The organism is Microbacterium sp. FW305-3-2-15-F-LB2 (assembly GCF_058787255.1).
On record NZ_JBYSZO010000001.1, the window covers coordinates 271100 to 294550 of the forward strand.

Genomic DNA, 23451 nt, shown 5'->3' on the forward strand with positions numbered 1-23451 from the left:
CTGGAAATTCGCTGTTAGTCGCGGCGAATGCTTGACCGGGAGATCAGAAGGGGCGTCTGTCAAGCCCGACCGCGGGGCCGGGCCGCGAGTCGTACGTTCGGGGCATCCGATGGAAGGAGACGGCCATGCCCCAGGGGCGAGGATCGAGCAGTCTGAAGGACCCTGATCTGTACGAGGAGCTGCGCAAGCAAGGCGATTCGAAGGAGAAGGCCGCGCGCATCTCGAACGCGGCTGCCGCGCAGGGACGCGGCAAGGTCGGCGCGCGCGGCGGGCATGCGGAGGACTACGAGGACCGCACCGTCGATGAACTCCGCAAGCGCGCCAAGGAGCTCGGCATCACGGGATACTCCGGCAAGAAGAAGGCGGAGCTGATCGACCTGCTCCGCAACCACTGACGGTGGCGCGGCTCGTCCGGGTCCGCCCGTACGAAGACCCCGGGTTCCGGCGGGTCCGTTCCGGCTCGGGCTTTCGATTCGTGGACCACACGGGGGCGGCCGTGCCCGAGCGGGAAGCCGATCGCGCGCGCGGACTTGTCATCCCTCCCGCGTGGCGCGAGGTCTGGATCGCGAAGGAACCTAACGCGCATATCCAGGCCGTCGGCACGGACGAGGCCGGACGCCGCCAGTACACGTACCACGCCGACTGGTCGAAGGGCCGGGACAAGGGCAAGTACTCGCGCGCCCTCCAGCTGGCCGAGGCGCTCCCGCGCGCTCGAGCGCGCGTCACGCAGTCGCTGCGACGCTCGGACCTCGACCGGGAACGGGTGCTGGCGGTGTCCTTCCGTCTCCTGGATCAGGTCGCGCCCCGCGTCGGCAACGCGCGCTACTTCGTCACCAACGGCAGCCGCGGCCTCACGACCCTCCAACGACGGGATGCCACTGTCGAGGGCGACCTCATCCGCCTCTCCTTCCCGGCCAAGAGCGGGAAGCGCGCCGAGTTGTCGCTGAGGGATGCCGAGGTCGCGGCGCTCATGTCCGAACTCGCGACAGGACGGTCTCGTGCGGCGCTGTTGAGCTACCGCCGCGGCCGTCGGCGTGTGCCGCTCACTCCCGGCGACGTGAACGCCTACGTTCGGTCGCTGACCGGTGGTCCCTTCAGCGCCAAGGACTTCCGGACGCTGCGCGGCACGATCCTCGCGGCCGAGGCGCTCGCCAAGGCGGGTGTCGCGCCGACCAAGAACGAGCGCAAGAAGGTCGAGCTCGCCGCCGTCCGCGCTGCTGCCGAGGCCCTCGGCAACACCCCGGCGGTCGCACGGTCCAGCTACATCGATCCGCGCGTGTTCTCGCTCTACCGTCGCGGGCACACGATGGAGCTGGGCGGATCGAAGGATGCCGCCATCCGACGCCTCATCCTGGGGCAGTAGCCGGCCCCGCGCCCGCCCGGCCCCGCGCCCCCGCCCTTCCCGCGAGCCCCGAACCCGCGCGGCCCGCACGTACCCGCGAGCCCCGAACCCGCGCGGCCCTCACGTACCCGCGAGACTTCATCCGGCTGACATCTCCCTTGCAAGCTGCAAGGGAGATGTCGGCGCGATGAAGTCTCGGCGGAACCGGGGCCGCAACCACACCGCGTGCGCGGGACGTGACCGCGGGACGTGCGCGCGGGGCGGGGCGCGTAGGGTGTCGACGTGGTGTCCTGGCGCGATCTCGTCTCGGTCGCCGTCGGCGGTGCGCTCGGGACCGCGGTGCGCGCGGGCCTCACTCTCGCCTTCGCCGATGCCCTCGGATCGGCGCTCGTGCCGATCGTCAACGTCGTGGGTGCGTTCGCGATCGGCATCCTGTTCGGAATCCGAGCGCGGATGCCGAGATCCACCCGCGCCCAGCGGGCGCAGCTGTTCTTCGGCACCGGCGTGCTGGGCGGCTTCACGACATACAGCGCTCTGGCCGTCGAATCGGCCGATCTGTCACTTGTGTGGTGGGGGGCGGCGACCGTGGTCGTCGGGACGTTCGCGGCGTGGGTCGGTGTGCTCATCGGCCGGGGCGGCCGCGTGCGCTGACCGGCGCTTGGTGGTGAGTGCGGCGCGGTGGTACAAATGTGCCACTCGCCGACGTGGGCTCGCTGCGCCGGAAGCGACCCGGAGGCTCAACGATGACAGCCGTCCCCCGAATCGTCACGCTCGGCGCGCACGTGCTCGACACGATCGTCCAGCCCGTCGACGAGATCCCGCCCGGGCAGGGCTCACTCCTCGTGGACGAGATCGCGATGTCGGCCGCCGGCCCCGCCGGCGGCACGGCGCTCGTGCTCGCCAAACTCGGCGCACGCGTGATCACGAGCGGAGCCGTGGGCGACGATGTCGCGGGGCGCGTCCTGCGCGGGCTGCTGGCCGACGCGGGGATCGACGTCACGCATCTGCGCACCGGCGAGCTGCCGACCTCGGCGTCGGTGCTTCCCATCCGCTCCGACGGGTCGCGGCCGGCCCTGCACGTCGTCGGGGCCAACGCGCTCGCCGCCGATGTCGTCCCCTGGGATGTTCTCGCCGACGCCGATCACGTCCACATCGGAGCCCCGGAACTCCTCGGGCCCGAGAACGTCATCGAGATCCTCGACCACGCGCGCGCGAACCGGGCGAGTACGTCGCTGGACTTCCTGATCGGCGGTGAGCAGGCGTTCTACGCGCTCATCGAGCCCCTGCTGCCGTACACCGACTACATGCTCCCCAACGCCGAGCAGGCTCTCGGGTGGACCGGTGCCCCCGACCTCCACACCGCCGCCCACGTCCTCGCCGAGGCGGGCGCGCGCGTGGTCGCGATCACGAACGGCGGCGACGACATCGTCCTCGTGGAGGGCGACGACCTCGTCGACATCCCCATCGTTCCCGCGATTCCGGTCGACACCAGTGGCGGTGGCGATGCGTTCTCCGCCGGGTTCGTGTTCGCGCGGCTGCGCGGGCAGACCTCCGTCGAGGCCGCGCGGTTCGGCTCCGCCGTCGCGGCGCAGGTCGTCGCGGGCGTGGGGACGAGCCATGGCACCTACGACGAGGCATCCATCGATGCCCTGCTCGCCGGGGCCGCCCGGTGACGGACGTCGACGCGCATACGGCGGTGCGCGCCGCCATCGCCGAGGTGTGCCGGGCGCTCGCCGCGGACGGGCTCGTCAAGGGGACCGCGGGCAACGTCAGCGTGCGCGTCGACGAGGGGATCGCGATCACGGCGACCGGCGTGGTCTTCGCGCAAGCGACCCTCGATGACGTGTCCGTCGTCGATGCCGCGGGGCGCGTGGTCGTCGGTGCGCTCGCCCCGAGCTCGGAGCTCGGTCTGCACCTCGCGGCGTACGCGGACGACGCGGTGGGGGCCGTCGTCCACACGCACGCGCCGGGCGCTGTCGCGCTGTCGCTCGTGTCCGACCGGCTGCCGTGCCTGCACTACCAGCAGCTCACGTTGGGCGGGGAGATCGAGGTCGTGCCGTTCGCCGTCTTCGGGTCGGAGGAGCTCGCGGCCCGCACCGGTGCCGCGCTGACGACGGCGAACGCGGCGATCCTCGCGCACCACGGTGCCGTCACGACGGGCCGTGACCTCGCCGATGCCGTCGCCAACACGGCGCTCCTGGAGTGGGTGTGCGACATCTACCTGCGCGCGCGGGCGGTCGCGGAGCCGGCGGAGCTCAGTCCGGCGCAGCAGGCCGACGTCGTGGCCGCGGCGCTCGCCACGGGCTACGGGCAGACCAGACCGGTGTAGCAGCACTGCGAGACCGGTGCAGCGACGCGGCGAGACCGGTGTAGCGACGCTGCCAGACCGGTGTAGCGGCGCGGCGTCAGCGGACCGAACGCACCCGCATGATCAGCACCGAGCCCACCAGCCCCGCGATCCCGCTCGCGACGAACAGCCCCGTGAAGCCGCCGAAGAGCACGACCGCGCCGGCGCCGAGGAGGGGGCCGAACGCCTGCGGCCCGGCTTGGGCGATGTTCATGAGGCCGACGTCCTTGCCGCGACTCTCCGCCGACGGCAGAACCTGCGTGGCCAGCGCCTGGTCGACCGCGAAGAAGCAGCCCTGACCGAGTCCGAGCAGCACCGCGCCGACGATCGCCGTCGATTCCGCGGGAGCGACGGCGAGCAGCAGCGCCGCGACGGACTGCGCCGCGCCCGACGCGAGGACGAACACGCGTCGTCGGCCCCGGACGTCGCTGAGCTTGCCGAACCCGACCGACGCGACGATCGTGACGACCATGTAGATCACCGTCGTGAAGACGAGGAACCCCGTCGGGTCGGCGACCCTCAGTGCGAACGTGAAGAAGTAGAGCAGCATCGTCGTCGCGATCGCGTTGCTCAGGTTGATGAGGACGCGGCTGACCACCGTCCACACGAAATCGGGGTGGCGGCGCGGGTCCACCCAGATGGATGACAACACCGAGCGGACGGTGAGGGGCCCCAGCAGCGCCGCCTCGGCGGGGGTCAGCGGGACGTCGTTCAGACGCAGCAGGAACGGCACGGCGAGCACGACCGCGCACACCGCCAGCGCAAGGTAGCCCGAGGACGTGGTCGTGAACACCGCCGTCACCAGCACGATCCCCAACAGGATGCCGAACGCGTTCGGCGCCGAGATCCAGCCCGACACCAGGCCGCGCTGATTCTCGGGCACGCGGTCGGCCATCACCGCGGTGAGAGCGGCGGATGCCATGCAGAATCCGATCATGGTGACGGTCCACCAGATCACCGTGCCGACCGTCTCGGTCTGGAACCCGAGAAGCGCGAGTCCCACCCCGACCGTCAGGGCGCCGGCGAGGATCCACGGACGACGACGTCCGAATCGTGAGCGGGTGCGGTCGCTCAGGGCGCCGACGATGGGGTACGCCACGACGACGAAGGCGCCGGCGATGGCGCTGACCGCGCCGTACGCGACGAGCGAGGCCAACCAATCCTCGGAGGTGTGCTGGGCCTCGATCTGCAGGGGCAGCAGCACCTGGACGGGGACGAGTTGTGCCATCCAGAGTCCGAGCCATACGCCGGCGAAGGCGGCGATCCATCCGGCGCGCACGGGTCGGGTCGGCTCGGCGTATGCGCTCAGCGCCGTCGGGCGCTCGGCGGATGTCACCTCAGCTCGCGGGCAGGGAGGGGGATCATCTCAGTGGCCCTTCTGTCGATCACAGCATCGGAATCGACTATCCGGTCACTTTATTGCACAGGCGTACTGAGTTTTGTATCCAGAATGTGAATTTCCGCGGCTGGGTCGACCGACCGCAAGTGAAACCTGTACATTCGTGCCAACTAATCGGCTTCGTGCTCCGCGTCCCCGAGGGATGACGTGGCGGCGAGGCTCACGAAGCCGATGAGGGCGGCGCGGAGGGCGTGCGCGAGGGACTGGTACTGGATGACTTCCGAACGGGCGATGCGATGCAGGGTGAATCCGTCGATCAGCGCGACGACCGCCGCCGCGGCGTGCGGGTCGGTGACGCCGTTCGTCCGCAGGACCGCCGCCGCGATCGTGCGCGTCTCATCGAGGATGCGCTCCACGTGCACGCGCAGAGCGGGATGCCGAGAGGCGAAGAGGTAGATCTCGAACTGCGCGACGGCGTTCTCGTCCGACTGTTGCCGCACGATCTCCACGAACTCGTCGATCGCGGCGCCGGGGCCGTTCGCCCCGGTTTCGAGCAGTGTGCGGAACTCCTGCAACCGGTCGAACTCGGCCGCCATGGCGTGCGCGACCGCCTCGCCGATCATGTCGTCGAGCGAGTCGAAGAAGTATGTTGTCGACGAATGCGGCACTCCTGCCGCTGCGGCCACCGAGCGGTGGGTGACGCCCGAGATGCCGCGGTCCGCGATGATCGACAGCGTCGCCTCCAGCAGCAGCTCGCGGCGCGCGCGACCCCGAGCGCGCATCGACCGAGTCGTCGTCCCACTCACCGTGTCCTCCTCACCGACCTCCGGGGTCGGCCTCGCAACGGAATGGGAGCAAGCCTATGACCGCGCCTTCGGCTCCACGCGGTTCCGACGGCCCTGATGACGTCGATGTCGTCGTCGTGGGCGCGGGTCTCTCCGGGCTGACCGCCGCGCACCGCCTCCGGCAGTTCGGTTTCACGGTCGCCGTGTTCGAGGCGTCCGCCCGCGTGGGCGGCCGCGTGTCATCTGCCGAGGTCGACGGTGTCCACGTGGACCTCGGCGGCACGTTCGTCGGCCCCGGGCAGGACCGCATCCTCGCGCTCGCCGACGAGGTGGGCGTCGAGCGTTATCGGACCTACGGCGCGGGGGACAACGTCATCCGATGGCGCGGTCGGAGTCGTCGGTATCGGGGCACGGTCCCGCCCGTCGGCGCGGGTCTGCTCGATGTCGGACGCATCCAGCTCGCGCTGGATCGACTCGCCCGCACGGTTCCCTGCGGGGACCCCGCCGCCGCACCACACGCCACCGAGCTGGATGCCGAGAGCCTCGGCTCATGGCTCCGTCGATCGCGCGCGTCGGCGGCCGCGCGCGACCTCATCGCGATCGCCGGGCGCACCACGTGGGGCTGTGAACCCGACGAGATCTCGCTCCTGCACGCTGTGCACTACATCCACCAAGCCGGTGGTCTGTCCTCGATGCTCGATACCGAGGGGGGTGCGCAGGAGGAGCACTTCGTCGAGGGGTCGCACGAGATCGCCGTGCGTATCGCGCGCGGACTCGGGCACGCGCTCCGCCTCGACGCGCCGGTCGAGCAGGTCGAGGCGTCGGCGGACGGCGTCGTCGTCTCGTCCGTCGGTGAGGCCGTGACGGCGCGCGCCGTGATCGTCGCCGTGCCGCCGGCGCTGCGCGGTCGCATCCGATTCTCGCCGGAACTCCCACCCCGGCATGCCCAGCTCGCGCAGCGGTGGCCCGCGGGAGTGCTCTCGAAGGCCTACGCGATCTACGACGAACCGTTCTGGCGCACGCGAAACCTCTCGGGTCAGGGCCTCTCCGACACCGGCCCGGTGTTCATCACGTTCGACGCGAGTCCGCCGGGTGACGGCGGTCCGGGCGTGCTGCTCGGATTCATCGGCGCCCGCTACGCGCGCGAATGGGACGATCTGCCGGCCGCCGAGCGCCGGGTGCGGGCCCTGTCCTCCTTCGCGGATCTCTTCGGTTCTCGGGCCCTGGATGCCAGGGGCTACATCGATCAGCGATGGGGCGCGGAGCCGTGGGTCGGCGGCGGGCCGACCGCGGCTCCCGGACCCGGCGTCGTGGCCCCCTACGCCTCGGCCCTCGTCGAGCCGGTCGGTCGCATCCTCTGGGCGGGCACCGAGACCGCGTCCCGCTGGACCGGGTTCATGGACGGCGCCGTCCGCGCCGGCGAGCGCGCCGCTCTCGAGGCGCGGCGCTTGGTCGACACCTCCGCACGCGACACCGACATGACGGGAGACGGCGAATGACCTGGCGCCGCGAGTACACGCAGCTCACCACGGCCACGCCGGAGGCGGTCTGGAAGCGGTGGACGACGCCCGAAGACTGGGCGACCGACGACCCCGACCTGCGGGAAGCCACGTTCCCCGTCCCGGCGCGCGTCGGCGCCGTCGGTCGTGTCGTGAACCACGGCACTCCCGCGCAGAAGATCGTCTTCACGGAGCTCCAGCCGGGCTGCGCCATGAATTTCCGGATCTCTCTGCCGGGGGCCGCGCTGTCCTTCCCGCACCGGATGCACGTGACGCCGAACGGACTGTCGGTCACGCACGCGGTCGAGATCTCCGGCCCGCTCGCGAAGCTCTACGGCCTGCTGGTCGGTCGGTCGATCGCCGCGGGCCTGCCGGCGGTCGTGCGTCTGGTGACCACGAACGCGCTCGCCGACGCGGTGGGGTGGACGACACCCTAGTGTGACGGGACATATGTGCAAGAATTGCGCGCGTGACGACGATGTCACGGAGAGCAGGAGAGACGATGGCTGCACGCTACGACCTGGCGAAGGTCAAGCTGGGGGCACTCATGACCGATCCGGATGCCGAGAGCATCATCCTCGACGTCATTCCCGACCTGAAGAAGAGTCCGACGTATCTCGTGGCGCGGACGCTGACGGCGAGCGCCGCGCTGCAGCTCGCCGCCGCCCAGCTCGGCGCGGAGAAGGCGGCGGAGCTCCGCCGCCGGGTCGAAGCGCTCGAGGCGTGAGCCGGCGACCGGCGCCGCCACGGACGCCTGCGTCGGCGTAGATTGGCGGCGTGACGCCCCTCGTCTTCCTCGCGGTCGTCGTGGCCGGCGGTGTCGGCGCGGCCCTGCGCTTCTTCGTCGATGTCGCCGTGCGGCGGCGGACGGGTGAGCGCTTCCCGTGGGGGATCCTGGTAGTGAACCTCACCGGCGCGTTCGCGCTGGGGCTCGTCACACCGCTCGCGGCCGATGAGGCCTGGCGCTGGATCGTGGGCACGGGGCTCCTCGGTGGGTACACGACCTTCAGCGCCGTCGCCGTGACGACGGCGCTCCTCGCGGAGGAGGGGCGCTCGCGCGCCGCGACCTCGTACGCAGTGGCATCCTTCGTCGGGTCCGTCCTGGCGGCCGCCCTCGGGCTCGGCCTCGGCCGCGCCCTCTGATCCACCCGCTCGATCCGTTGGCCCGCCGCCTCCGCGGCCGTCTTCCACGTGCGCGGACCGTGGGATACTGGCCGTCGATACAGTCCTGTATCGAACCGGCCGACCGAAGGGCCCCCGCGTGTCGTATCTGGCCGTGCTCAGCCTGCGCAACCGCGCCCTCATCGCCCTCGTCACGATCGTCGCCGCCGTGTTCGGTGGCCTCGCGTTGACCAGCCTCAAGCAGGAGCTCATCCCGTCGATCGAGTTCCCTCAGCTCGCGGTCGTCACGACCTACCCGGGCGCCTCGCCGGAGGTCGTCGAAGCCGACGTGTCCACGCCGATCGAGGGCGCCATCCGCGGCGTGGAGGGGCTCGAGTCGACCACCGCGACGAGCACGACGAACTCCTCGATCGTGTCCGCCTCGTTCACCTACGGCACCGATCTGGCCGCGGCGCAGCAGAAGATCCTCGCCGCGATCGCGCGCATCAACGACCAGCTCCCCGAGTCCGCCGACACCACCGTCGCCTCCGCGAGCATCGACGACTTCCCCGTCATCCAGCTCGCCGTCACCGGCTACTCCGACGCGCAGACGATCCAGTCGACCCTCGAGACGGTCGTCGTCCCGGCTCTCCAGGACGTCGACGGTGTCAACGCCGCCCAGGTGGTCGGTGGCACCGGCCAGCGGGTTACCATCACCCCCGATCCGGCCCGGCTGGCGGAGCGCGGCTTCAGCCAGCAGGCGATCAGCGACTCCCTCGAAGCCAACGGCGTGCTGTTCCCGGGAGGGACGGTCACCGAGGGCGATGAGACGCTGACGGTGCAGACGGGGGCCAAGATCACCAGCGTCGATGAGATCTCGGCGCTCCCGCTCGTCCCGACTGATGCGGCGCAGGCGACGGCCGGACGCACCACCATCGGCGATGTGGCGACCGTGGCGCAGCAGTCCGACCCCGTGACGACCCTGTCGCGGGTCAACGGCGAGCCCGCGCTCACGATCGCCGTGACCAAGCTTCCCGCCGCCAATACCGTCGACGTCTCGCGCGCCGTCCTGGCCGCGATCCCCGATCTCGAGTCCTCGCTCAACGGCGCCACGTTCACGGTCGTGTTCGATCAGGCGCCGTTCGTGGAGCAGTCGATCGAGGCCCTCGCGCAGGAGGGTCTGCTCGGCCTCGCGTTCGCGGTCGTCATCATCCTCATCTTCCTGATGTCGGTGCGCTCGACGCTCGTCACGGCGATCTCCATCCCCACCAGCGTCCTCGCGACCTTCGTCGGGCTGCAGGCGTTCGGATACTCGCTCAACGTCCTCACCCTCGGCGCCCTGACGATCGCGATCGGGCGCGTCGTCGACGACTCCATCGTCGTCATCGAGAACATCAAGCGGCACTACGTCGGCGATGCCGACAAGATCCCCACGATCATCCGCGCCGTGCGCGAGGTGGCCGCCGCGATCACGGCATCCACGATCACCTCGGTCGCGGTCTTCCTCCCGATCGCGTTCGTCGGCGACGTGACGGGTGAGCTGTTCCGCCCGTTCGCGCTGACCGTCTCGATCGCCATGGCCGCGTCGCTGCTCGTGTCGCTCACGATCGTCCCCGTGCTCGCCTCGTGGTTCCTCAAGCCCGGGAAGGTGATCCGGGATGCCGAGGGCAACCCCGTCGACCCCGAGTCGCCGACCGCGCCTCCCTCGCGCCTGCAGAAGGCGTACGTCCCGATCCTCAGCTGGACCCTGCGGCACTCGTGGGTGACCCTCGGGCTTGCCGTGCTCGTGCTGGCCGGGACCGTGGCATCCGTTCCGCTCCTCAAGACCGACTTCCTCGGCGACTCGGGCCAGAACACGTTCACCGTCACACAGAAGATCGGCGCCGCGCCGAGTCTCACGGCCGAAGACGACGCCGCGCAGCGCGTCGAGGCCGTCCTGCGCGACATCCCCGGCGTCGAGACGGTGCAGACCTCCATCGGCTCGAGCGGCTCGGCTCTCCGTGACGCCTTCTCGGGTGGTGGATCGGGCATCACGTACTCGATCACCTCCGAAGCGGGCGCCGACCAGGTCGAGCTCCGCGAGCGCGTGCGCACCGCCGTGTCCGACATCGCCGACGCCGGCGACATCGAGGTGAGCGCCCAGGGCAGTGGCTTCGGCTCGAGCGACATCACCGTCGACGTGACCGCCGCCGACGGCGAAGGACTCCAGCAGGCCACCGACGCTGTCGTCTCGGGGCTCCAGGGACGCGAGGGCATCGGTCAGGTGACCAGCAGCCTGTCGGCGTCACTGCCGTTCGTCTCGGTGCGGGTCGACCGGGATGCCGCCGCCGAGCGCGGGCTCTCCGAGCGCACCGTCGGCGCGCTGGTGTCCGGCGCGATGCAGCCGCGACAGGCGGGCACCGTGGAGATCGATGGGCGCGGGCTGAGCGTCTACATCGCCTCGGACGATCCGCCCACCACCATCGACACCCTGCGCGCCCTGCAGATCCCCACGGCGCGGGGTGCCGTGCGTCTCGACGAGATCGCCACGGTGGAGACGAGTCAGACGCCGCCGAGCATCACGACCTCCCGCGGCCTTCGCACGGCGACCGTTACGGTCACCCCCACGAGCGACAACCTCAGCAGCTCCTCGGCGAGCGTGCGAGACGCGCTCGACGACGTGTCGCTGCCCGACGGTGCGACGGCGAAGCTCGGCGGTGTCGTGACCAATCAACAGGACGCGTTCGGTCAGCTCGGTCTGGCCCTGCTGGCCGCGATCCTCATCGTGTACGTCGTCATGGTCGCGACCTTCAAGTCGCTCCGTCAGCCGCTCGAGCTGCTGGTCTCGGTGCCGTTCGCCGCAACCGGCGCGATCCTGATGTTGGCGATCACGGGCGTGCCCCTGGGGGTGGCCGGCATGATCGGTGCGCTGATGCTCGTGGGCATCGTCGTCACGAACGCCATCGTTCTGATCGACCTGGTGAATCAATATCGTGCGCGCGGACTCAGCGTTTTCGAGGCCACGGTCGTCGGTGGCTCACGACGACTCCGCCCCATCTTGATGACGGCGCTCGCGGCCATCTTCGCGCTCGTGCCGATGGCGCTGGGTATCACCGGGCACGGCGGGTTCATCTCGCAGCCGCTGGCGGTTGTGGTGATCGGCGGACTCGTGTCGTCGACGTTCCTGACGCTGCTCGTGCTGCCGACGCTGTACAACCTCGTCGAGGGAGCGCGGGAGCGCCGTATCGCTCGCCGCGCGGCGCGCTCGACGCCCGCCGCAGACGAGGCCGAGCCGACGACGGACGAGCACCCGCTGAGCCGACGAGAGCTGCGCGAGCGCCACTGACGATCGCGGGGCGGCGTCGCATCGCGCTCACACGGGCGTGGGGGAATCGGCGCGCGACGGGAGTGGTCGCCGCGGCGGGATTCGCGGCGACCGGAATTCCGGTGACAGCGGCTCGCGTGGCGGACACTCGGGTGCGGCGAGCGATTTCGAGGGCGGGCGCTTCCACAGGAGCGGTGACCGGACGCGCCTGGGCGCCGCCGAGGCAGTGCGTGAATACTCCCGACCACGCGAACATCGCGCTGAAGGCGATGACCTCGAAGAGCGCGAGGTTGATGGTGGCCGTGACGAAGAGCCACGCCCCGGCGAAGAGGAACACGAAGACGAGAGACGTGGAGATCACGAGACGCTTCGGCAGACGGTGAAGCAGGAAGGGGGACGTGAGCAGGAGGGCCGCGAAACCCAGCACCATCATTCCGGCGACTTTGTCGTGCAGGTCTTTGTTGGTGTTCAGCGGAACGCAGCCCACGAGCGCCAGATTCACGCCGATGACCGTCAGGAAGAATGCCGCGGAGGTGGGTGCACCGCGACGGCCGGCCCGGCGTCCGAGCCGGCGCAGGTCACGACGAACCCGCACGGCGTAGACGACCACGAGCGATCCGCCGACCTTGAGCGTGGTGTTGAAGAAGGCGGCCGAGAGGTCGCCGAACGTGCCGAGCTGGCTGAAGTGCAGCTGCCACCACAGCGGGTCGCTCGTCGTGAGGATGGATGCCAGGATGCCGCCGACCAGGACGACGAGCACGAGACCGGCCAGGTGCATCGTGGGGATGTCGTCGAAACGGCGGGTGAGGCGCCGCGCGAGCGTGGGAAGGTCGGCAGAAGGGACGGCGGGGCGGACCGCAATGCTCATTTCGGGCACTTTCGTCGTGGACGGATCGGGCGTCCCCCCACACCGCGAGACCCCCAGCCCCCGTCGGCTCATTCGGGTTTGAGCCGAGGGGACGATGGTCCTCGGTCTCCCCGGCGGCGACGGAATCCGTCAAGGGAATCGTAACTTTCCGAGCGCCCTCATAGGAAAGGTCTTGCCTGCGAATTCCCCAGATCGTATGGCAAATTCCGTGTCCCCCAAATGGGGGACAAGAGCCTCATGCGCGGTAAGAAATGCCCCATTCACGACGCATTTCGCACCCCGGCTCCAGCGCGACGAGATCCACGCCGGACGCGAACGCATTCGACGGTGCGGTCATGGGTTCGATGGCGACTGCCAGGGAATTCCCGGGGTAGCGGTCGGTGGTGAAGACCTGCGTCCATTCGAAACCGGCGTCCTGCCACAGCTCGACGCGCCGACCGTCGGGTGCCGTGAGCGTGTGGCGGGCCCGACCGTCGGCATCGCGTTCCAGTCCTCGGTAGGCGTTGTCCAGCGCGACGTCGCCGAGACGTCGGCCCGCGCGGAGGTCGGTCGCCCCGCTCACCGATACCTCGTCGACGGGGAGCTTGCGGTCGTCCACGACGAGGGTCGAGGTGCCCGTGGAGTGGATCACCAGGTCGGCGGTCGCGACACCGCCGATCTGCAGATACGGGTGGATGCCGAGCGCCACCGGGGCCGTGTCGGCACCGACGTTCTCGATCACGTGCTCGACGTGCAGTCCGTCGGGGAGGAGGATGAAGGTCACCCGGGTGCGCAGGTGGAACGGGTAGCCGGTCTGCGGGACGACGTCGGCCGTCAGAACGAGCCGGTCGTCCGTGACCTCGACGGCCGTGTAGGAGCCGAAGCGCAGCAGCCCGTGGCTGGCGTTGCCGAAGGCCGGCTCGCTGAGGGCGAGCTGCCGTTCCACGCCCGCGAAGGAGTACCTGCCGTCACGGATGCGATTAGGCCAGGGAACGAGCACGACCCCGGATGCGGCCGGAGTCGGAACGTCGTCCGCGTAGCGGGGGACGAGATCGACGCCGTCGACCGTGAGCGCCCGGAGCGCGGCACCCACCTGGGCGATCTCGGCCGAGGAGTGGGGGCCTCGCAGATGGAAGCGGTGGCCGGTGGGATCGGCGGTCATGACGAGGCCTTTCGAGAGCGGGGCGGACGCTGCAACCAGGGTCGCAGGAGGCGTGTCACCCAGGGAAGGACCGCGTAGGTCATCACGGGCGTCAGGAGGAGCGTCGTGGCCAGCACGCGCAGCGGAAGGGGGATCTCGGCGAAGCCCGGCACGAACCCCAGCAGCCAGCTGGCGAGGAGGTTCGTGGGGAAGAAGCCCACCCAGATCGTCACGGCCTGTTTCCACCGGGGCGGAGCCGGCGGCACCGGCTGTTGCACGCTCTGGGTCGTGGCATCCGCCGGGGCGAGCACCGATCCGAATGCCGCGTCGAACCATCCCTCGATGCCCGTGCGGCGCTCGACGCGCTCCTCGCGGGCGAAGGGTCTGCCCGAATCCAGCCACCACCGCCGCTGCGACGACGTCTCCCACCCCTCGAGGGTGGCGATGTCGCGGAAGCGGTACAGCATGTACCAGAGGTCGCTGTCTTCGCCCGCGCGCACCCATCCCGAGCCGAGGAAGCCCGGGAAGGCGGTCGCGAGGTCGGTGCCGGCCTGCATCCAGGAGGTCGCTTCGGCGGTGCGCGTCGGGTCGATGCGCCGCTCGATCGCCACCGTGATGGGGTGGGCGTCGGTGTCTGCCATGCGTCCATCTTCGTGCAGGGAGGGGTGTCTCGCGCGGGCTGCGACGAGCGGCCGCCTCGGTTCCGTCGCTCGCGTAGAGCCTCGTCCCACTTATGGCGGAGCGTGTCCCACTTCTTGCCGTCTGAGCGCCACCGAGGTGGCAACAAGTGGGACGAGCCTCGACGATGTGGATGCCATTCCCAGGGGCGACCTGTAACGTGGTGAGGTCGGCTCTGGACACCGCACCGTGTGCGGATGGGTTTGTGAGTCCAAGGGGCCGATGGAGAGAACGCGATCGCGTCTCGACCATCACTAGTGAATGGCCCCCGGCCGACGGATGTCCGGGTTTTGCACCGCCGTGCGGTGCCGCTGTTTCGCGCGAACAGAACCCAGAAGGACACCCCATGCCCAAGAACAAGAAGCCCGCCGGCGGTCGCGCCGCGAAGAACTTCGAGCCCCGCTACGGCGCGACGACGTCGTTCCAGGACCGCAAGCGTCGCCCCGGAGCGGATGCGCCCGCCAAGCCCGGGAGCAAGAGCCCGAGCCACCGCGGCTACCGCGCTCCCGAGGCCGACGCCGCCCCCGCCAAGCACCGCTGGTCCGCGCAGGACCGTGTCGGTCGTGACGAGGCCCGCGGCATCCGCAGCCAAGCCCGCGGCGATGACCGCTACGCCCGTCCCGAGAGGGATGCCGCGCCCCGCAGCCGCGACGAGCGTCCCGCGCGTTCGTTCGATCGCGATGAGCGTCCGCGTCGTTCGTTCGACGAGCGCCCGGCGCGTTCGTTCGAGCGTCGTGATGACCGTCCGGCCCGTGATGACCGTCCGGCGCGTTCGTTCGATCGGACCGAGCGCCCCGCTCGGTCGTTCGATCGCACCGAGCGCCCGGCGCGTTCGTTCGAGCGTCGCGATGACCGTCCGGCTCGCGATGACCGGCCCGCGCGCTCGTTCGATCGCACCGAACGCCCCGCGCGTTCGTTCGACCGCAGCGACCGTCCGGCCCGTGACGACCGCCCGGCGCGTTCGTTCGACCGCAGCGACCGTCCCGCGCGTTCGTTCGATCGGAACGACCGTCCCGCGCGTTCGTTCGACCGCAACGACCGTCCCGCGCGTTCCTTCGAAGACCGCCCGGCGCGGTCGTTCGACCGCAGCGACCGTCCGGCCCGTGACGACCGTCCGGCGCGTTCGTTCGATCGCAGCGACCGTCCGGCCCGCGCCGAGCGTCCCGCCCGTTCGTTCGACCGCGCCGACCGCCCCGCGCGCTCGTTCGAGGACCGTCCCGCCCGTTCGTTCGACCGCAGCGACCGTCCGGCCCGTGATGACCGCCCGGCTCGCTCCTTCGACGACCGCGCGCGCCGCGACGACCGCCCCCGCCGGACCGACGGCCCCAACCGAGCCGACTGGAACGCCACGCCGAAGCGTTCGGCCGAGCACGAGCAGCGCGTCGACGTCGTCCACGAGCGCCTGCAGGCCGAGGCCGTGGACGCGACGACCGTGACCGGCGCCGGCTTCGCCGAGCTGGGCCTGGGCGACAACATCGTGCGCGCGCTCGCCGGTCTCGGCGCCGCGAACCCGTTCCCGATCCAGGCGGCCACCGTGGCCCCGATCCTCGAGGGCCGCGACGTCCTCGCGCGCGGCCGCACCGGCTCGGGCAAGACGATCGCGTTCGGCGCTCCGCTGGTCGAGAGCATCCTGCGCGCCCAGGCGGGCAAGAAGCGCGAGTTCGGTCGTGCGCCGAAGGCGCTCATCCTCGCCCCGACGCGCGAGCTCGCGCTGCAGATCGACCGCACCGTGCAGGTGATCGCGCGCAGCGTCGGTCTCTTCACGACGCAGGTCTACGGCGGCGTGCCGCAGGCGCGTCAGGTGGGTGCGCTGAAGAAGGGCGTCGACATCGTCATCGGCACCCCCGGCCGCATCGAGGACCTGTTGAACCAGGGCAAGCTCGACCTCTCCGAGGTGAGCATCGCGGTCCTCGACGAGGCCGACCACATGTGCGAGCTCGGCTTCCTCGAGCCCGTGCAGCGGATCCTCCGCGCGACGGCCGAGGGCAGCCAGAAGCTCCTCTTCTCGGCCACGCTCGACCGGGAGGTCGCGGCGCTCGTCGACGAATTCCTCGTCGACCCGGCCGTCTACGAGGTCGCCGGGGAAGACCAGGACTCGGGCACCATCGAGCACCGCGTGCTGGTGATCGACCACCGTGACAAGGCCGAGATCCTCGGCTCGCTCGTCGACCGCGAGGGCAAGACGCTCGTGTTCGCCCGCACCCGCGCCTACGCCGAGATGCTCGCCGAGCAGTTCGACGAGGCCGGCATCGCGGCGGTCGCCCTGCACGGTGACCTCAACCAGCAGAAGCGCACCCGCAACCTCGAGAAGCTCACCTCGGGCCGCGTCAACGTGCTCGTCGCCACCGACGTCGCCGCCCGTGGCATCCACGTGGACGACATCGACCTCGTCATCCAGGCCGACGCACCCGACGAGTACAAGACGTACCTGCACCGCTCGGGTCGCACCGGCCGTGCCGGTCGCCGCGGAACCGTCGTGACCCTCATCACGCGCCAGCGTCGCCGTCGCATGACGGAGATGCTCGAGCGTGCCGAGATCGAGGCGCCGTTCGAAGAGACGCAGCTCGGTGACGACGTCATCGAGGAGCTGGCCGGCCGCCAGCTCGCCGACGTCACGTCCTGAGCCGGTCTCGAAAGCCCCGTCCGCCGCGTGCGGGCGGGGCTTTCGCGGTTTCAGAACAGGGTGGGCTCGCTCGCCGGTGCGACGGAGGGGCGAGCGGATGCCGCGGACCCGGTCGTGCGCACCGGTCCGAGCCGCGGCTTCGTCGCGTTACGGTCGGCGAGCCCCGGCTGCGGTCGGCCGCGCGGGTGGTCGTCCTCGTCCCAGCCGTCGAGGCGGTGCAGGCGCAGCAGGGGCTGGACGCGTTTGCCGAGCCAGCGACGGTACGCCTGCGGCGCTGGCACGGATACACCCGGATAGAGCCCGCGGTAGGACGAGATCAGCTCCGGGTGCTCGCGCTCGAGCCACTGCAGGAACCACTCTTTCGCTCCGGGCCGGAGGTGCAGCGCTCCGTACACGACCCGCGCCGCGCCGGCGGCCCGGATGCGCCCGAGGGCATGGTCGAGAGCCTCGATCGAGTCGGTGAGGTGGGGGAGGATCGGCATGAGGAAGACGGTCACGCGGAACCCCGCCGCCGTCGCCGCGCGCACCGTGTCGAGGCGTGCCTCGGCGGTGGGCGTCCCCGGCTCGAGCGAACGCTGCAGGGCGTCGTCGAACACGGCGATCGACATCGCGAGCGTCACGCGGACTTCTTTCGCCGCGTCGGTGAGGAGCGGGAGGTCGCGCCGCAGGAGCGTGCCCTTCGTGAGGATCGAGAACGGGGTGCGGTTCTCGGCGAGCGCGCCGATGATGTCGGGCATCAGCCGGTAGCGTCCCTCGGCGCGCTGGTAAGGATCGGTGTTCGTCCCGAGCATCACGGGTTCGCGTGCCCACGACCCGCGCCGCAGTTCGCTCCTCAGGACGTCGGCGACGTTCACCTTCACGACGATCTGCGAGTCGAAGTCGGCTCCCGAGTCGAGGTCGAGGTACTCGTGGGTCTTGCGCGCGAAGCAATAACCGCACGCATGACTGCATCCTCTGTATGGGTTCACCGTCCAGTCGAATGGCATCGCCGAAGCGCCGGGTACGCGATTCAGGGCGGTCTTCGCGACAACCTCGTGGAAGGTCACCCCCGCGAACTCCGGGGTGGTGACCGAGCGGACGAGACCGTCCATACGCTCCATGCCGGGAAGCGCCGACGTGTCATCGACGCCGAGCTTCTGTCCCTGCCATCTCATCCCTCAATGGGAACATGTGTTCGAAGAAATGGCAAGTGAAGACGGCGTCAGTTAGAAGACATGGACTCCCGACCTCCCAGGAGCAGCCTTGTCAGCGCCGCGCCGGATGACAGCAGGTCGTCGAGCGAGGCCGACAGGTCGTCGTCGAGGGGGAGATCGTCGCCCCGGAGCGCCGCTCGCAGAACCGTGCGGCGCACGAGTTCCTTGGCGAACGATCCGGTCGTCCCTTCGGCTCGTTCCGCCGCGGCATCCAGGGCCTCCGGGGAGAGGGGCAGGCTGCCGGCGTAGTGCTGGAACAGGCGGCGGCGCGCGGCGACATCCGGCAGGGCGATCTCGACACCGAGGTCGACGCGGCCCCGGCGGGCGGCGAGGGCTTCCTCGAGGATCTGCACGTGATTCGTCGTCATGACGAAGGCGATGTCGGCATCCGCCTCCAAGCCGTCGAGGGCGTCGAGCACGTCGAACAGCACCGGCTGGGGCGAGTACGAGCGGTCGGCGGCGACGAGGTCGATGTCTTCGAGGACGACGAGCGCGGGCGCGAAGGTGCGCGCGATCTCGGCGGCGGCGGTGACGAAACGGACGCTGGAGCCGGTGAGCACGACGGCGGTCGTCCCCGGCGTGCGCGACAGCAGGTGGCGCACCGTCAGCGTTTTTCCGGTGCCGGGCGGGCCGTACAGGAGCACGCCGCGCTTCAGGTGCTGTCCCGCGGCGCGCAGGACGTCGCGCTGGTCGCCGATGCCGACCACGTGATCGACGATCTTCTCGAGCACGCCGTCCGCGAGCACGACCTCGTCGGCGTCGACCGAAGGGCGGGGAAGGAACGTCGCTCCCGCCTGCGAGCCGTACTCGGTCGGTGCGAAGGACAGAACCTGGCCTCGCACCACGCTCCGCTCGACCATGAGGCGTCGGATCTCCGCGAGGGCCGCGCTGGTGGCATCCGGGTCGGGTCCGAAGAGTTCCAGCCGCGCGGTGGGAGGCATGGCGTTCGCCGTGCTCGCCCGCTGCACCACCGCGAGGGGACGGCCGTCGAACGTCAGCAGCCGCACGCCGAACGCGACGACGCGGCGCTCGGTGCCGGGCCCGATCGCCCGCGTCTCGTACGAGATCGGACCGGGCGTGAAGCGACCGTGCGTCGAGGTCAGCAGATCGGATGCCGAGAGGTACCACCGCTGGTCCCCTCCGGTCACGCCGATCACCCGCCCGTCGCCGGCGGCGCTCAGCTCGTCCAGCGCGATGTCCGCGTCGACGTACCGGTGCAGCGACACCGGCTCGGTCGTGACGGGGACGGTCGTGACATCCACTCCCAAGTGGGCCGAGATGACGTCGGCCAGCTCGCTGCTCCGGTGCACGTTGTCGTCGGTGGCCACCAGGTGCACGTGCTCCAGGTAGCGGTAGACGGTGCGCAGAATCTCCCGGTCGTCGTCGTCGATCATCATCGCCCCCCGTTCGCCCCAACCCTCCCAGCCTGCCTGGGCAGGCGCGGCCCGGCAACCGGGGATTCGCTGCGCGTCCGTGCGTCCCCTCGACCGAGGCGGGTGGCCGGGGGAGAATGGATGCAGTGACGTCCTTCGATCCCGAGCTGTCGCCTCGACGCGCCGCGCGCGCCGAGGTCGAACGACGGGCGACGGCCGCGGTCTCGGTGGTCACTCCCGACGAGATCGCCGAACCCCCGATGTCGCGACGGCGGCACCGCGCGGCCGCGGCCTCAGCGGCGCCCGGCGCACGCGTGAGGTGGGCCTCGCAGCCACGTTCCGTACGCCGTCTCGTCGCGGCGCTCGCGTTGACGGCGACCGTCGTGGCCGCCGGAACCATCGCCGTCGCCGCGGCGGTCGGAAGCGCCCCGCCCCGGTCGCCGCACCCGAAGCTGCGGCAGTGATCGCCGGCCCGCCGGCGGTGCCCGCCGAGGGATTGCCCGTGCCGGTGATCGCGGAAGCCCCGGCCCCCGCGAGCCCCTGCGACAACCCCGCGGTCACGTCGGCCCTGGCATCCGGGGACGATGGTTCCGCGATCGCCGCGGTCGGTGGCGGGGAGGCGTTCCGTTCGGCCGTGGCATCCGGGATCGCCCCGTGCATCTCGTTGTCGGACCCGAACCGGCAGTGGGTCGTAGTGAACAAGAAGCGTCCCTACGAACCCGTGGATTACTGGCCCGGAGACCTCGTGATGCCCGACGGCGTGCGCGCGCTGAAGGAATCGGGGCTGCGCCGACAGGCCGCGGATGCCCTGTCGTCCCTCGTCGGGGCGGCGAAGGACGCGGATGCCGGCGAGATCGGCTATCTCAGCGCCTTCCGCTCGTACGCGAACCAGCAGTCGACGTATGCCGGACGCGTCGCCGTCGGCGGGGTCGAGACCGCCGATCGTGAGAGCGCACGGGCCGGCTTCAGCGAGCATCAGTCGGGGCTCACGGTCGACATCGTGCCCTGCAACCGATCATGCGGCACGCTCGACGATGTCGCCGGATCGAGCCAGGGCGCGTGGGTCCGCGACCACGCGTGGGAGTACGGCTTCATCACGCGGTACGTCGAGGGGCGCACCGACGTGACCGGATACGAGCCCGAGGCGTGGCACCTCCGCTACATCGGTCCCGAACTGGCGAAGGCCTACCACGACGGCGGCTACACGACGCTGGAGGAGTTCTTCGGTCTCCCGGCGGCGCCGACGTACTGACCCGCGTCACACCACCACGAACACCGTCGCCGACGCGGCCCAGAACGCGAGCACGAACACGCTGTCGCGGCGATGCCACGGGACGAGGTGGCGTTCGGTCCGGTCGGGGTGGGCGCCGAACGCCCGCGCGTCCATGGCGAGGGCCACGCGCTCGGCGTGACGGATGCCGCCGGCCAGCAGCGGCACGACCGTCCGCATCCACCGCATCGGGGCGAACCCGCCGACGCCGCGCACCCGGTGCGCCTGTCGGATGATGTCGAGTTCGCGCCCGAAGCGCGGGACGAAGCGGATCGCGGCGAGCGCCGCGTATCCGATCCGATACGGCACCCGCAGCTGTTGCACGAGCGCCCGGACCAGGTCGGGGCCGGTGGTCGTCAGGCCGCCGATGAAGGCGAGCACCATGATCGCGGCCAGCCGCAGTCCCGTGGCCAGCCCCGTGGTGAGAGCGTCGTCGGTGAGAGTCCACGACCCCGCGCGCACCACCTCGGCACCGCCCCCGGACGCGTCGACCCACAGTGCGAAGCCCGCGGCGACGACGACCACCGCGAGCGGCACGACGACGCCGAGCAGCACGAGGAGCCGCGCCGACCATCGCGCGCCGATCAGCAGGACGAGGTACGCCAGTCCGAGGAATGTCGTCGGGGTCGCGAGATCGCGCGCGAAGACGAGCGCGACGATCGCGGGCAGAGCCGCGGCGATCTTCGCGAGCGGATTCAGCCCCAGGAGGAACGGCGCCCGGGTGGGCGAGAGCGCAACGGCGGTCATCCTTCGCCCCCCGGGAGGTCGCGCAGGCGCGTGATCGAGGCGAGCTCCGGATGCCGCTGGAGTCCGGCGAGCGCCCGGCGCAGGGGCGGAACGCCCAGGCCGGTGCGCTCGAGCAGCGGCACGTCGGCGAACACGGCAGGGGTGGGAGCGTTCGCGACGAGGCGCCCGGCATCCATCACCACGACCCGGTCGGCGTGCTCGGCGACGAGCTGCAGGTCGTGCGTGACCACGATGATCGTCGTCCCGCTCGCGCGGAGGTCGTTGAGCATCGCGAGCAGCTCTTCGGCGCGGGCGCGATCCTGCCCGTATGTCGGTTCGTCCAGCACGAGAACCCCTGCCCCGCCCACGAGCGCCGTGCCCACCGAAAGCCGTCGCTTCTGCCCACCCGAGAGGAGGAACGGGTGCGCGTCCGCGCGGTCCCGCAGGCCGAATCGGGCGAGCATTTCCTCGACGCGGGCGCGCACCTCGGCCTCGGGGAGCCGCAGTCGACGCAGGCCGTAGGCGAGTTCGTCGAACACCGTCGTCGTGACGAACTGGTGCTCCGGATTCTGGAACACGAACCCGACGTGGCGCGACAGCACCCGCGCGGGGAGGCGTCGCACGTCCCGTCCGTCGATCGCGACGGTTCCTCGGGGTGGCCGCCGCACGCCGGCGATCGCCTGAACGAGCGTCGTCTTCCCCGCACCGTTGGGGCCGACGACGGCGACGAACTCGCCCACCGATACGTCGAGGTCGACGTCCTGCAGGACGGTCGAGCGGCCGCGCCTCACCCCCAGGCCGCGCACGCGCACGATCGGCTCGCCCATCGGTCGCGTCTGCACGGGACCGGGGACGGATGCCAGGGCGGGCGGCGCCGCGGCCTTGAGCTCGATGCGCAACTCGTCCGGTGTGAGGGGCAACCGCGCGAGCGCGTACCCGGCGCGGCGCAGCCGCAGCGCCGCGAGGGTCGCGGTCGGCAGCCACACGCCGAGCGCGTGGAGCTCGTCGGCCCGGCCCCGCAGGACCTCGTCGACGCCGCCGTCCGCGACGACACGGCCCTCGCTGTCGAGGGCGACGACCCGATCGACCAGGTCCACCGCGGCATCCAGGTCGTGCTCGATCAACACGATCGCGCGGTCTCCCGCGGCGACCACGTCGCGCAGCGCCGAGTAGACCTCTGCGACCCCGGCCGGATCGAGGCTCGCGGTGGGCTCGTCGAGCACGAGGAGCGGGGATGCCATCGCCAGCGCACACGCGATCGCGAGACGCTGCCGTCCGCCGCCGGAAAGCACGTCGGGCGAGTCGTCGCGCCGGTCCCACAGCCCGACGCGACGCAGCGCCGCCTCCGCCCGCGAGAGCACCTCAGCCACGGGGAGCCGGAGGTTCTCGGGACCGAAGCACACTTCGTCGAGCACCGTGCCGGTGATGAGCTGCGCATCGGGGTCTTGGAACACCATCGCCACGGTCAGGGCGAGCTCCGAGACCGGCGAGGTCGCGGCGTCCCGGCCCCCCACGATCACGGTGCCGGTGACATCGCCCGGGACGGCATGGGGGATGAGCCCGTTCATGGTCATGGCCAGGGTCGACTTCCCCGACCCGCTCGGGCCGAGCACGAGCACCACCTCGCCCGGCCGGACGTCGAAGCTCACATCGGCGGGCGTCGGGCGGTCGGCCTCGAGGTGGGTGACGCCGACGTTCCGCAGGCGCAGCAGCGCATCGATGTCCGCGCGGGGCGTCGCGGCGGTCGGGTGCGGGTGGGTGGTCACGGATGTCCTGTCGGCGAGGCATCCAGTCTATTTAGGTAGGCCTAACCACCGCCGGGCGGCGTCTCGACGTCGAGGGAGCCCGGATCCTGCGCTCTGGACGGCCGAATTGCGCGAACG

General features: G+C 70.9%; 21 protein-coding genes and 1 pseudogene. 13 read left to right on the top strand and 9 right to left on the bottom strand.

All coding sequences use genetic code 11. The annotated features are described in order from the left end of the window. Positions 1 to 125 precede the first annotated feature (125 nt). The 5 genes from AC3WLZ_RS01340 to AC3WLZ_RS01360 all read left to right on the top strand — a co-directional run bounded on the left by AC3WLZ_RS01340 (position 126) and on the right by AC3WLZ_RS01360 (position 3671). A complete protein-coding gene (locus tag AC3WLZ_RS01340) occupies positions 126 to 395 on the top strand; it encodes a DUF7218 family protein (protein ID WP_412923302.1) in 270 nt (89 codons plus the stop codon). A 2-nt stretch (positions 396 to 397) separates the two neighbouring features. After that, positions 398 to 1363, top strand: coding sequence for a DNA topoisomerase IB (locus AC3WLZ_RS01345; RefSeq protein ID WP_412923303.1), 966 nt, complete (start codon positions 398 to 400; stop codon positions 1361 to 1363). Positions 1364 to 1624: 261 nt separating this feature from the next. Continuing rightward, entirely contained in the window at positions 1625 to 1993 is a 369-nt protein-coding gene (locus tag AC3WLZ_RS01350; RefSeq protein WP_492468743.1) for a fluoride efflux transporter FluC, read from the top strand. 92 nt (positions 1994 to 2085) lie between these two features. Then, positions 2086 to 3015: a carbohydrate kinase family protein gene (locus AC3WLZ_RS01355; RefSeq protein WP_492468744.1), complete on the top strand. Its 930-nt coding sequence runs from the start codon at positions 2086 to 2088 to the stop codon at positions 3013 to 3015. Then, positions 3012 to 3671: a class II aldolase/adducin family protein gene (locus AC3WLZ_RS01360; protein ID WP_492468745.1), complete on the top strand. Its 660-nt coding sequence runs from the start codon at positions 3012 to 3014 to the stop codon at positions 3669 to 3671. Before AC3WLZ_RS01355 ends, AC3WLZ_RS01360 begins: the two co-directional genes overlap by 4 nt. A gap of 76 nt (positions 3672 to 3747) precedes the next feature. On the opposite strand, the gene AC3WLZ_RS01365 is transcribed toward AC3WLZ_RS01360, so the two are convergent. Together AC3WLZ_RS01365 and AC3WLZ_RS01370 are read right to left on the bottom strand one after the other, a co-directional pair. Beyond that, entirely contained in the window at positions 3748 to 5025 is a 1278-nt protein-coding gene (locus AC3WLZ_RS01365) for an MFS transporter (RefSeq protein WP_492468747.1), read from the bottom strand. A gap of 173 nt (positions 5026 to 5198) precedes the next feature. Then, the gene (locus tag AC3WLZ_RS01370; RefSeq protein WP_412923308.1) at positions 5199 to 5834 is read right to left on the bottom strand and encodes a TetR/AcrR family transcriptional regulator; all 636 of its coding nucleotides are present in this window, start codon (positions 5832 to 5834) and stop codon (positions 5199 to 5201) included. A 56-nt stretch (positions 5835 to 5890) separates the two neighbouring features. Between AC3WLZ_RS01370 and AC3WLZ_RS01375 the strand changes: the two genes are divergently transcribed. The 5 genes from AC3WLZ_RS01375 (at position 5891) to AC3WLZ_RS01395 (ending at position 11738) form a co-directional block, all read left to right on the top strand. Beyond that, complete coding sequence (locus AC3WLZ_RS01375; RefSeq protein ID WP_492468748.1) at positions 5891 to 7312, top strand: flavin monoamine oxidase family protein; 1422 nt, start codon at positions 5891 to 5893, stop codon at positions 7310 to 7312. Further along, positions 7309 to 7749, top strand: a complete 441-nt coding sequence (locus AC3WLZ_RS01380; RefSeq protein ID WP_492468749.1) for an SRPBCC family protein — start codon at positions 7309 to 7311, stop codon at positions 7747 to 7749. Before AC3WLZ_RS01375 ends, AC3WLZ_RS01380 begins: the two co-directional genes overlap by 4 nt. A 65-nt stretch (positions 7750 to 7814) precedes the next feature. Then, positions 7815 to 8039 (top strand): hypothetical protein, encoded by a 225-nt coding sequence (locus tag AC3WLZ_RS01385; protein ID WP_412923311.1) that lies wholly within the window; start codon positions 7815 to 7817, stop codon positions 8037 to 8039. 50 nt (positions 8040 to 8089) lie between these two features. Further along, the gene (locus AC3WLZ_RS01390; protein WP_492468750.1) at positions 8090 to 8455 is read left to right on the top strand and encodes a fluoride efflux transporter FluC; all 366 of its coding nucleotides are present in this window, start codon (positions 8090 to 8092) and stop codon (positions 8453 to 8455) included. A 118-nt stretch (positions 8456 to 8573) separates the two neighbouring features. After that, positions 8574 to 11738 (top strand): efflux RND transporter permease subunit, encoded by a 3165-nt coding sequence (locus tag AC3WLZ_RS01395; RefSeq protein ID WP_492468751.1) that lies wholly within the window; start codon positions 8574 to 8576, stop codon positions 11736 to 11738. 223 nt (positions 11739 to 11961) lie between these two features. Here the strand turns inward: AC3WLZ_RS01395 and AC3WLZ_RS01400 are convergent. From AC3WLZ_RS01400 to AC3WLZ_RS01410, 3 genes and pseudogenes are all read right to left on the bottom strand, one after another. Beyond that, positions 11962 to 12657, bottom strand: a pseudogene (locus AC3WLZ_RS01400) (DUF998 domain-containing protein); the annotation flags it as partial. A 163-nt stretch (positions 12658 to 12820) separates the two neighbouring features. Next, positions 12821 to 13726 carry an aldose 1-epimerase family protein gene (locus tag AC3WLZ_RS01405; RefSeq protein WP_492468752.1) on the bottom strand — a complete coding sequence of 302 codons (906 nt, stop codon included), beginning with the start codon at positions 13724 to 13726 and terminating at the stop codon, positions 12821 to 12823. After that, positions 13723 to 14346: an antibiotic biosynthesis monooxygenase gene (locus tag AC3WLZ_RS01410; RefSeq protein ID WP_492468753.1), complete on the bottom strand. Its 624-nt coding sequence runs from the start codon at positions 14344 to 14346 to the stop codon at positions 13723 to 13725. The genes AC3WLZ_RS01405 and AC3WLZ_RS01410 overlap by 4 nt, the downstream gene beginning before the upstream one ends. A 383-nt stretch (positions 14347 to 14729) precedes the next feature. Between AC3WLZ_RS01410 and AC3WLZ_RS01415 the strand changes: the two genes are divergently transcribed. Next, the gene (locus AC3WLZ_RS01415) at positions 14730 to 17006 is read left to right on the top strand and encodes a DEAD/DEAH box helicase (RefSeq protein ID WP_492468755.1); all 2277 of its coding nucleotides are present in this window, start codon (positions 14730 to 14732) and stop codon (positions 17004 to 17006) included. Positions 17007 to 17056: 50 nt separating this feature from the next. On the opposite strand, the gene AC3WLZ_RS01420 is transcribed toward AC3WLZ_RS01415, so the two are convergent. Both AC3WLZ_RS01420 and AC3WLZ_RS01425 read right to left on the bottom strand, forming a co-directional pair. Next, a complete protein-coding gene (locus AC3WLZ_RS01420) occupies positions 17057 to 18160 on the bottom strand; it encodes an Rv2578c family radical SAM protein (protein WP_492468757.1) in 1104 nt (367 codons plus the stop codon). Between the two features lie 47 nt (positions 18161 to 18207). Then, positions 18208 to 19596, bottom strand: coding sequence for an AAA family ATPase (locus AC3WLZ_RS01425; RefSeq protein WP_492468758.1), 1389 nt, complete (start codon positions 19594 to 19596; stop codon positions 18208 to 18210). Positions 19597 to 19718: 122 nt separating this feature from the next. Here AC3WLZ_RS01425 and AC3WLZ_RS01430 point away from each other — a divergent pair, with 122 nt between their 5' ends. After that, a complete protein-coding gene (locus AC3WLZ_RS01430; RefSeq protein ID WP_492468759.1) occupies positions 19719 to 20036 on the top strand; it encodes a hypothetical protein in 318 nt (105 codons plus the stop codon). Continuing rightward, the gene (locus AC3WLZ_RS01435; protein ID WP_492468760.1) at positions 20033 to 20824 is read left to right on the top strand and encodes a M15 family metallopeptidase; all 792 of its coding nucleotides are present in this window, start codon (positions 20033 to 20035) and stop codon (positions 20822 to 20824) included. The genes AC3WLZ_RS01430 and AC3WLZ_RS01435 overlap by 4 nt, the downstream gene beginning before the upstream one ends. 6 nt (positions 20825 to 20830) lie before the next feature. On the opposite strand, the gene AC3WLZ_RS01440 is transcribed toward AC3WLZ_RS01435, so the two are convergent. Together AC3WLZ_RS01440 and AC3WLZ_RS01445 are read right to left on the bottom strand one after the other, a co-directional pair. Further along, on the bottom strand, positions 20831 to 21589 hold the full coding sequence (locus tag AC3WLZ_RS01440) for an energy-coupling factor transporter transmembrane component T (protein ID WP_492468761.1): 759 nt from the start codon (positions 21587 to 21589) through the stop codon (positions 20831 to 20833). Next, on the bottom strand, positions 21586 to 23334 hold the full coding sequence (locus tag AC3WLZ_RS01445) for an ABC transporter ATP-binding protein (RefSeq protein ID WP_492468762.1): 1749 nt from the start codon (positions 23332 to 23334) through the stop codon (positions 21586 to 21588). Before AC3WLZ_RS01445 ends, AC3WLZ_RS01440 begins: the two co-directional genes overlap by 4 nt. Between the last annotated feature and the right edge of the window lie 117 nt (positions 23335 to 23451).

Bases quoted from the DNA above. Each gene is read 5' to 3' on its own strand.
- AC3WLZ_RS01420 (WP_492468757.1), bottom strand. From the start codon at position 18,160: ATGAGATGGCAGGGACAGAAGCTCGGCGTCGATGACACGTCGGCGCTT.
- AC3WLZ_RS01425 (WP_492468758.1), bottom strand. From the start codon at position 19,596: ATGATGATCGACGACGACGACCGGGAGATTCTGCGCACCGTCTACCGC.
- AC3WLZ_RS01410 (WP_492468753.1), bottom strand. From the start codon at position 14,346: ATGGCAGACACCGACGCCCACCCCATCACGGTGGCGATCGAGCGGCGC.
- AC3WLZ_RS01355 (WP_492468744.1), top strand. From the start codon at position 2,086: ATGACAGCCGTCCCCCGAATCGTCACGCTCGGCGCGCACGTGCTCGAC.
- AC3WLZ_RS01340 (WP_412923302.1), top strand. From the start codon at position 126: ATGCCCCAGGGGCGAGGATCGAGCAGTCTGAAGGACCCTGATCTGTAC.
- AC3WLZ_RS01375 (WP_492468748.1), top strand. From the start codon at position 5,891: ATGACCGCGCCTTCGGCTCCACGCGGTTCCGACGGCCCTGATGACGTC.
- AC3WLZ_RS01405 (WP_492468752.1), bottom strand. From the start codon at position 13,726: ATGACCGCCGATCCCACCGGCCACCGCTTCCATCTGCGAGGCCCCCAC.
- AC3WLZ_RS01440 (WP_492468761.1), bottom strand. From the start codon at position 21,589: ATGACCGCCGTTGCGCTCTCGCCCACCCGGGCGCCGTTCCTCCTGGGG.
- AC3WLZ_RS01380 (WP_492468749.1), top strand. From the start codon at position 7,309: ATGACCTGGCGCCGCGAGTACACGCAGCTCACCACGGCCACGCCGGAG.
- AC3WLZ_RS01415 (WP_492468755.1), top strand. From the start codon at position 14,730: ATGCCCAAGAACAAGAAGCCCGCCGGCGGTCGCGCCGCGAAGAACTTC.
- AC3WLZ_RS01385 (WP_412923311.1), top strand. From the start codon at position 7,815: ATGGCTGCACGCTACGACCTGGCGAAGGTCAAGCTGGGGGCACTCATG.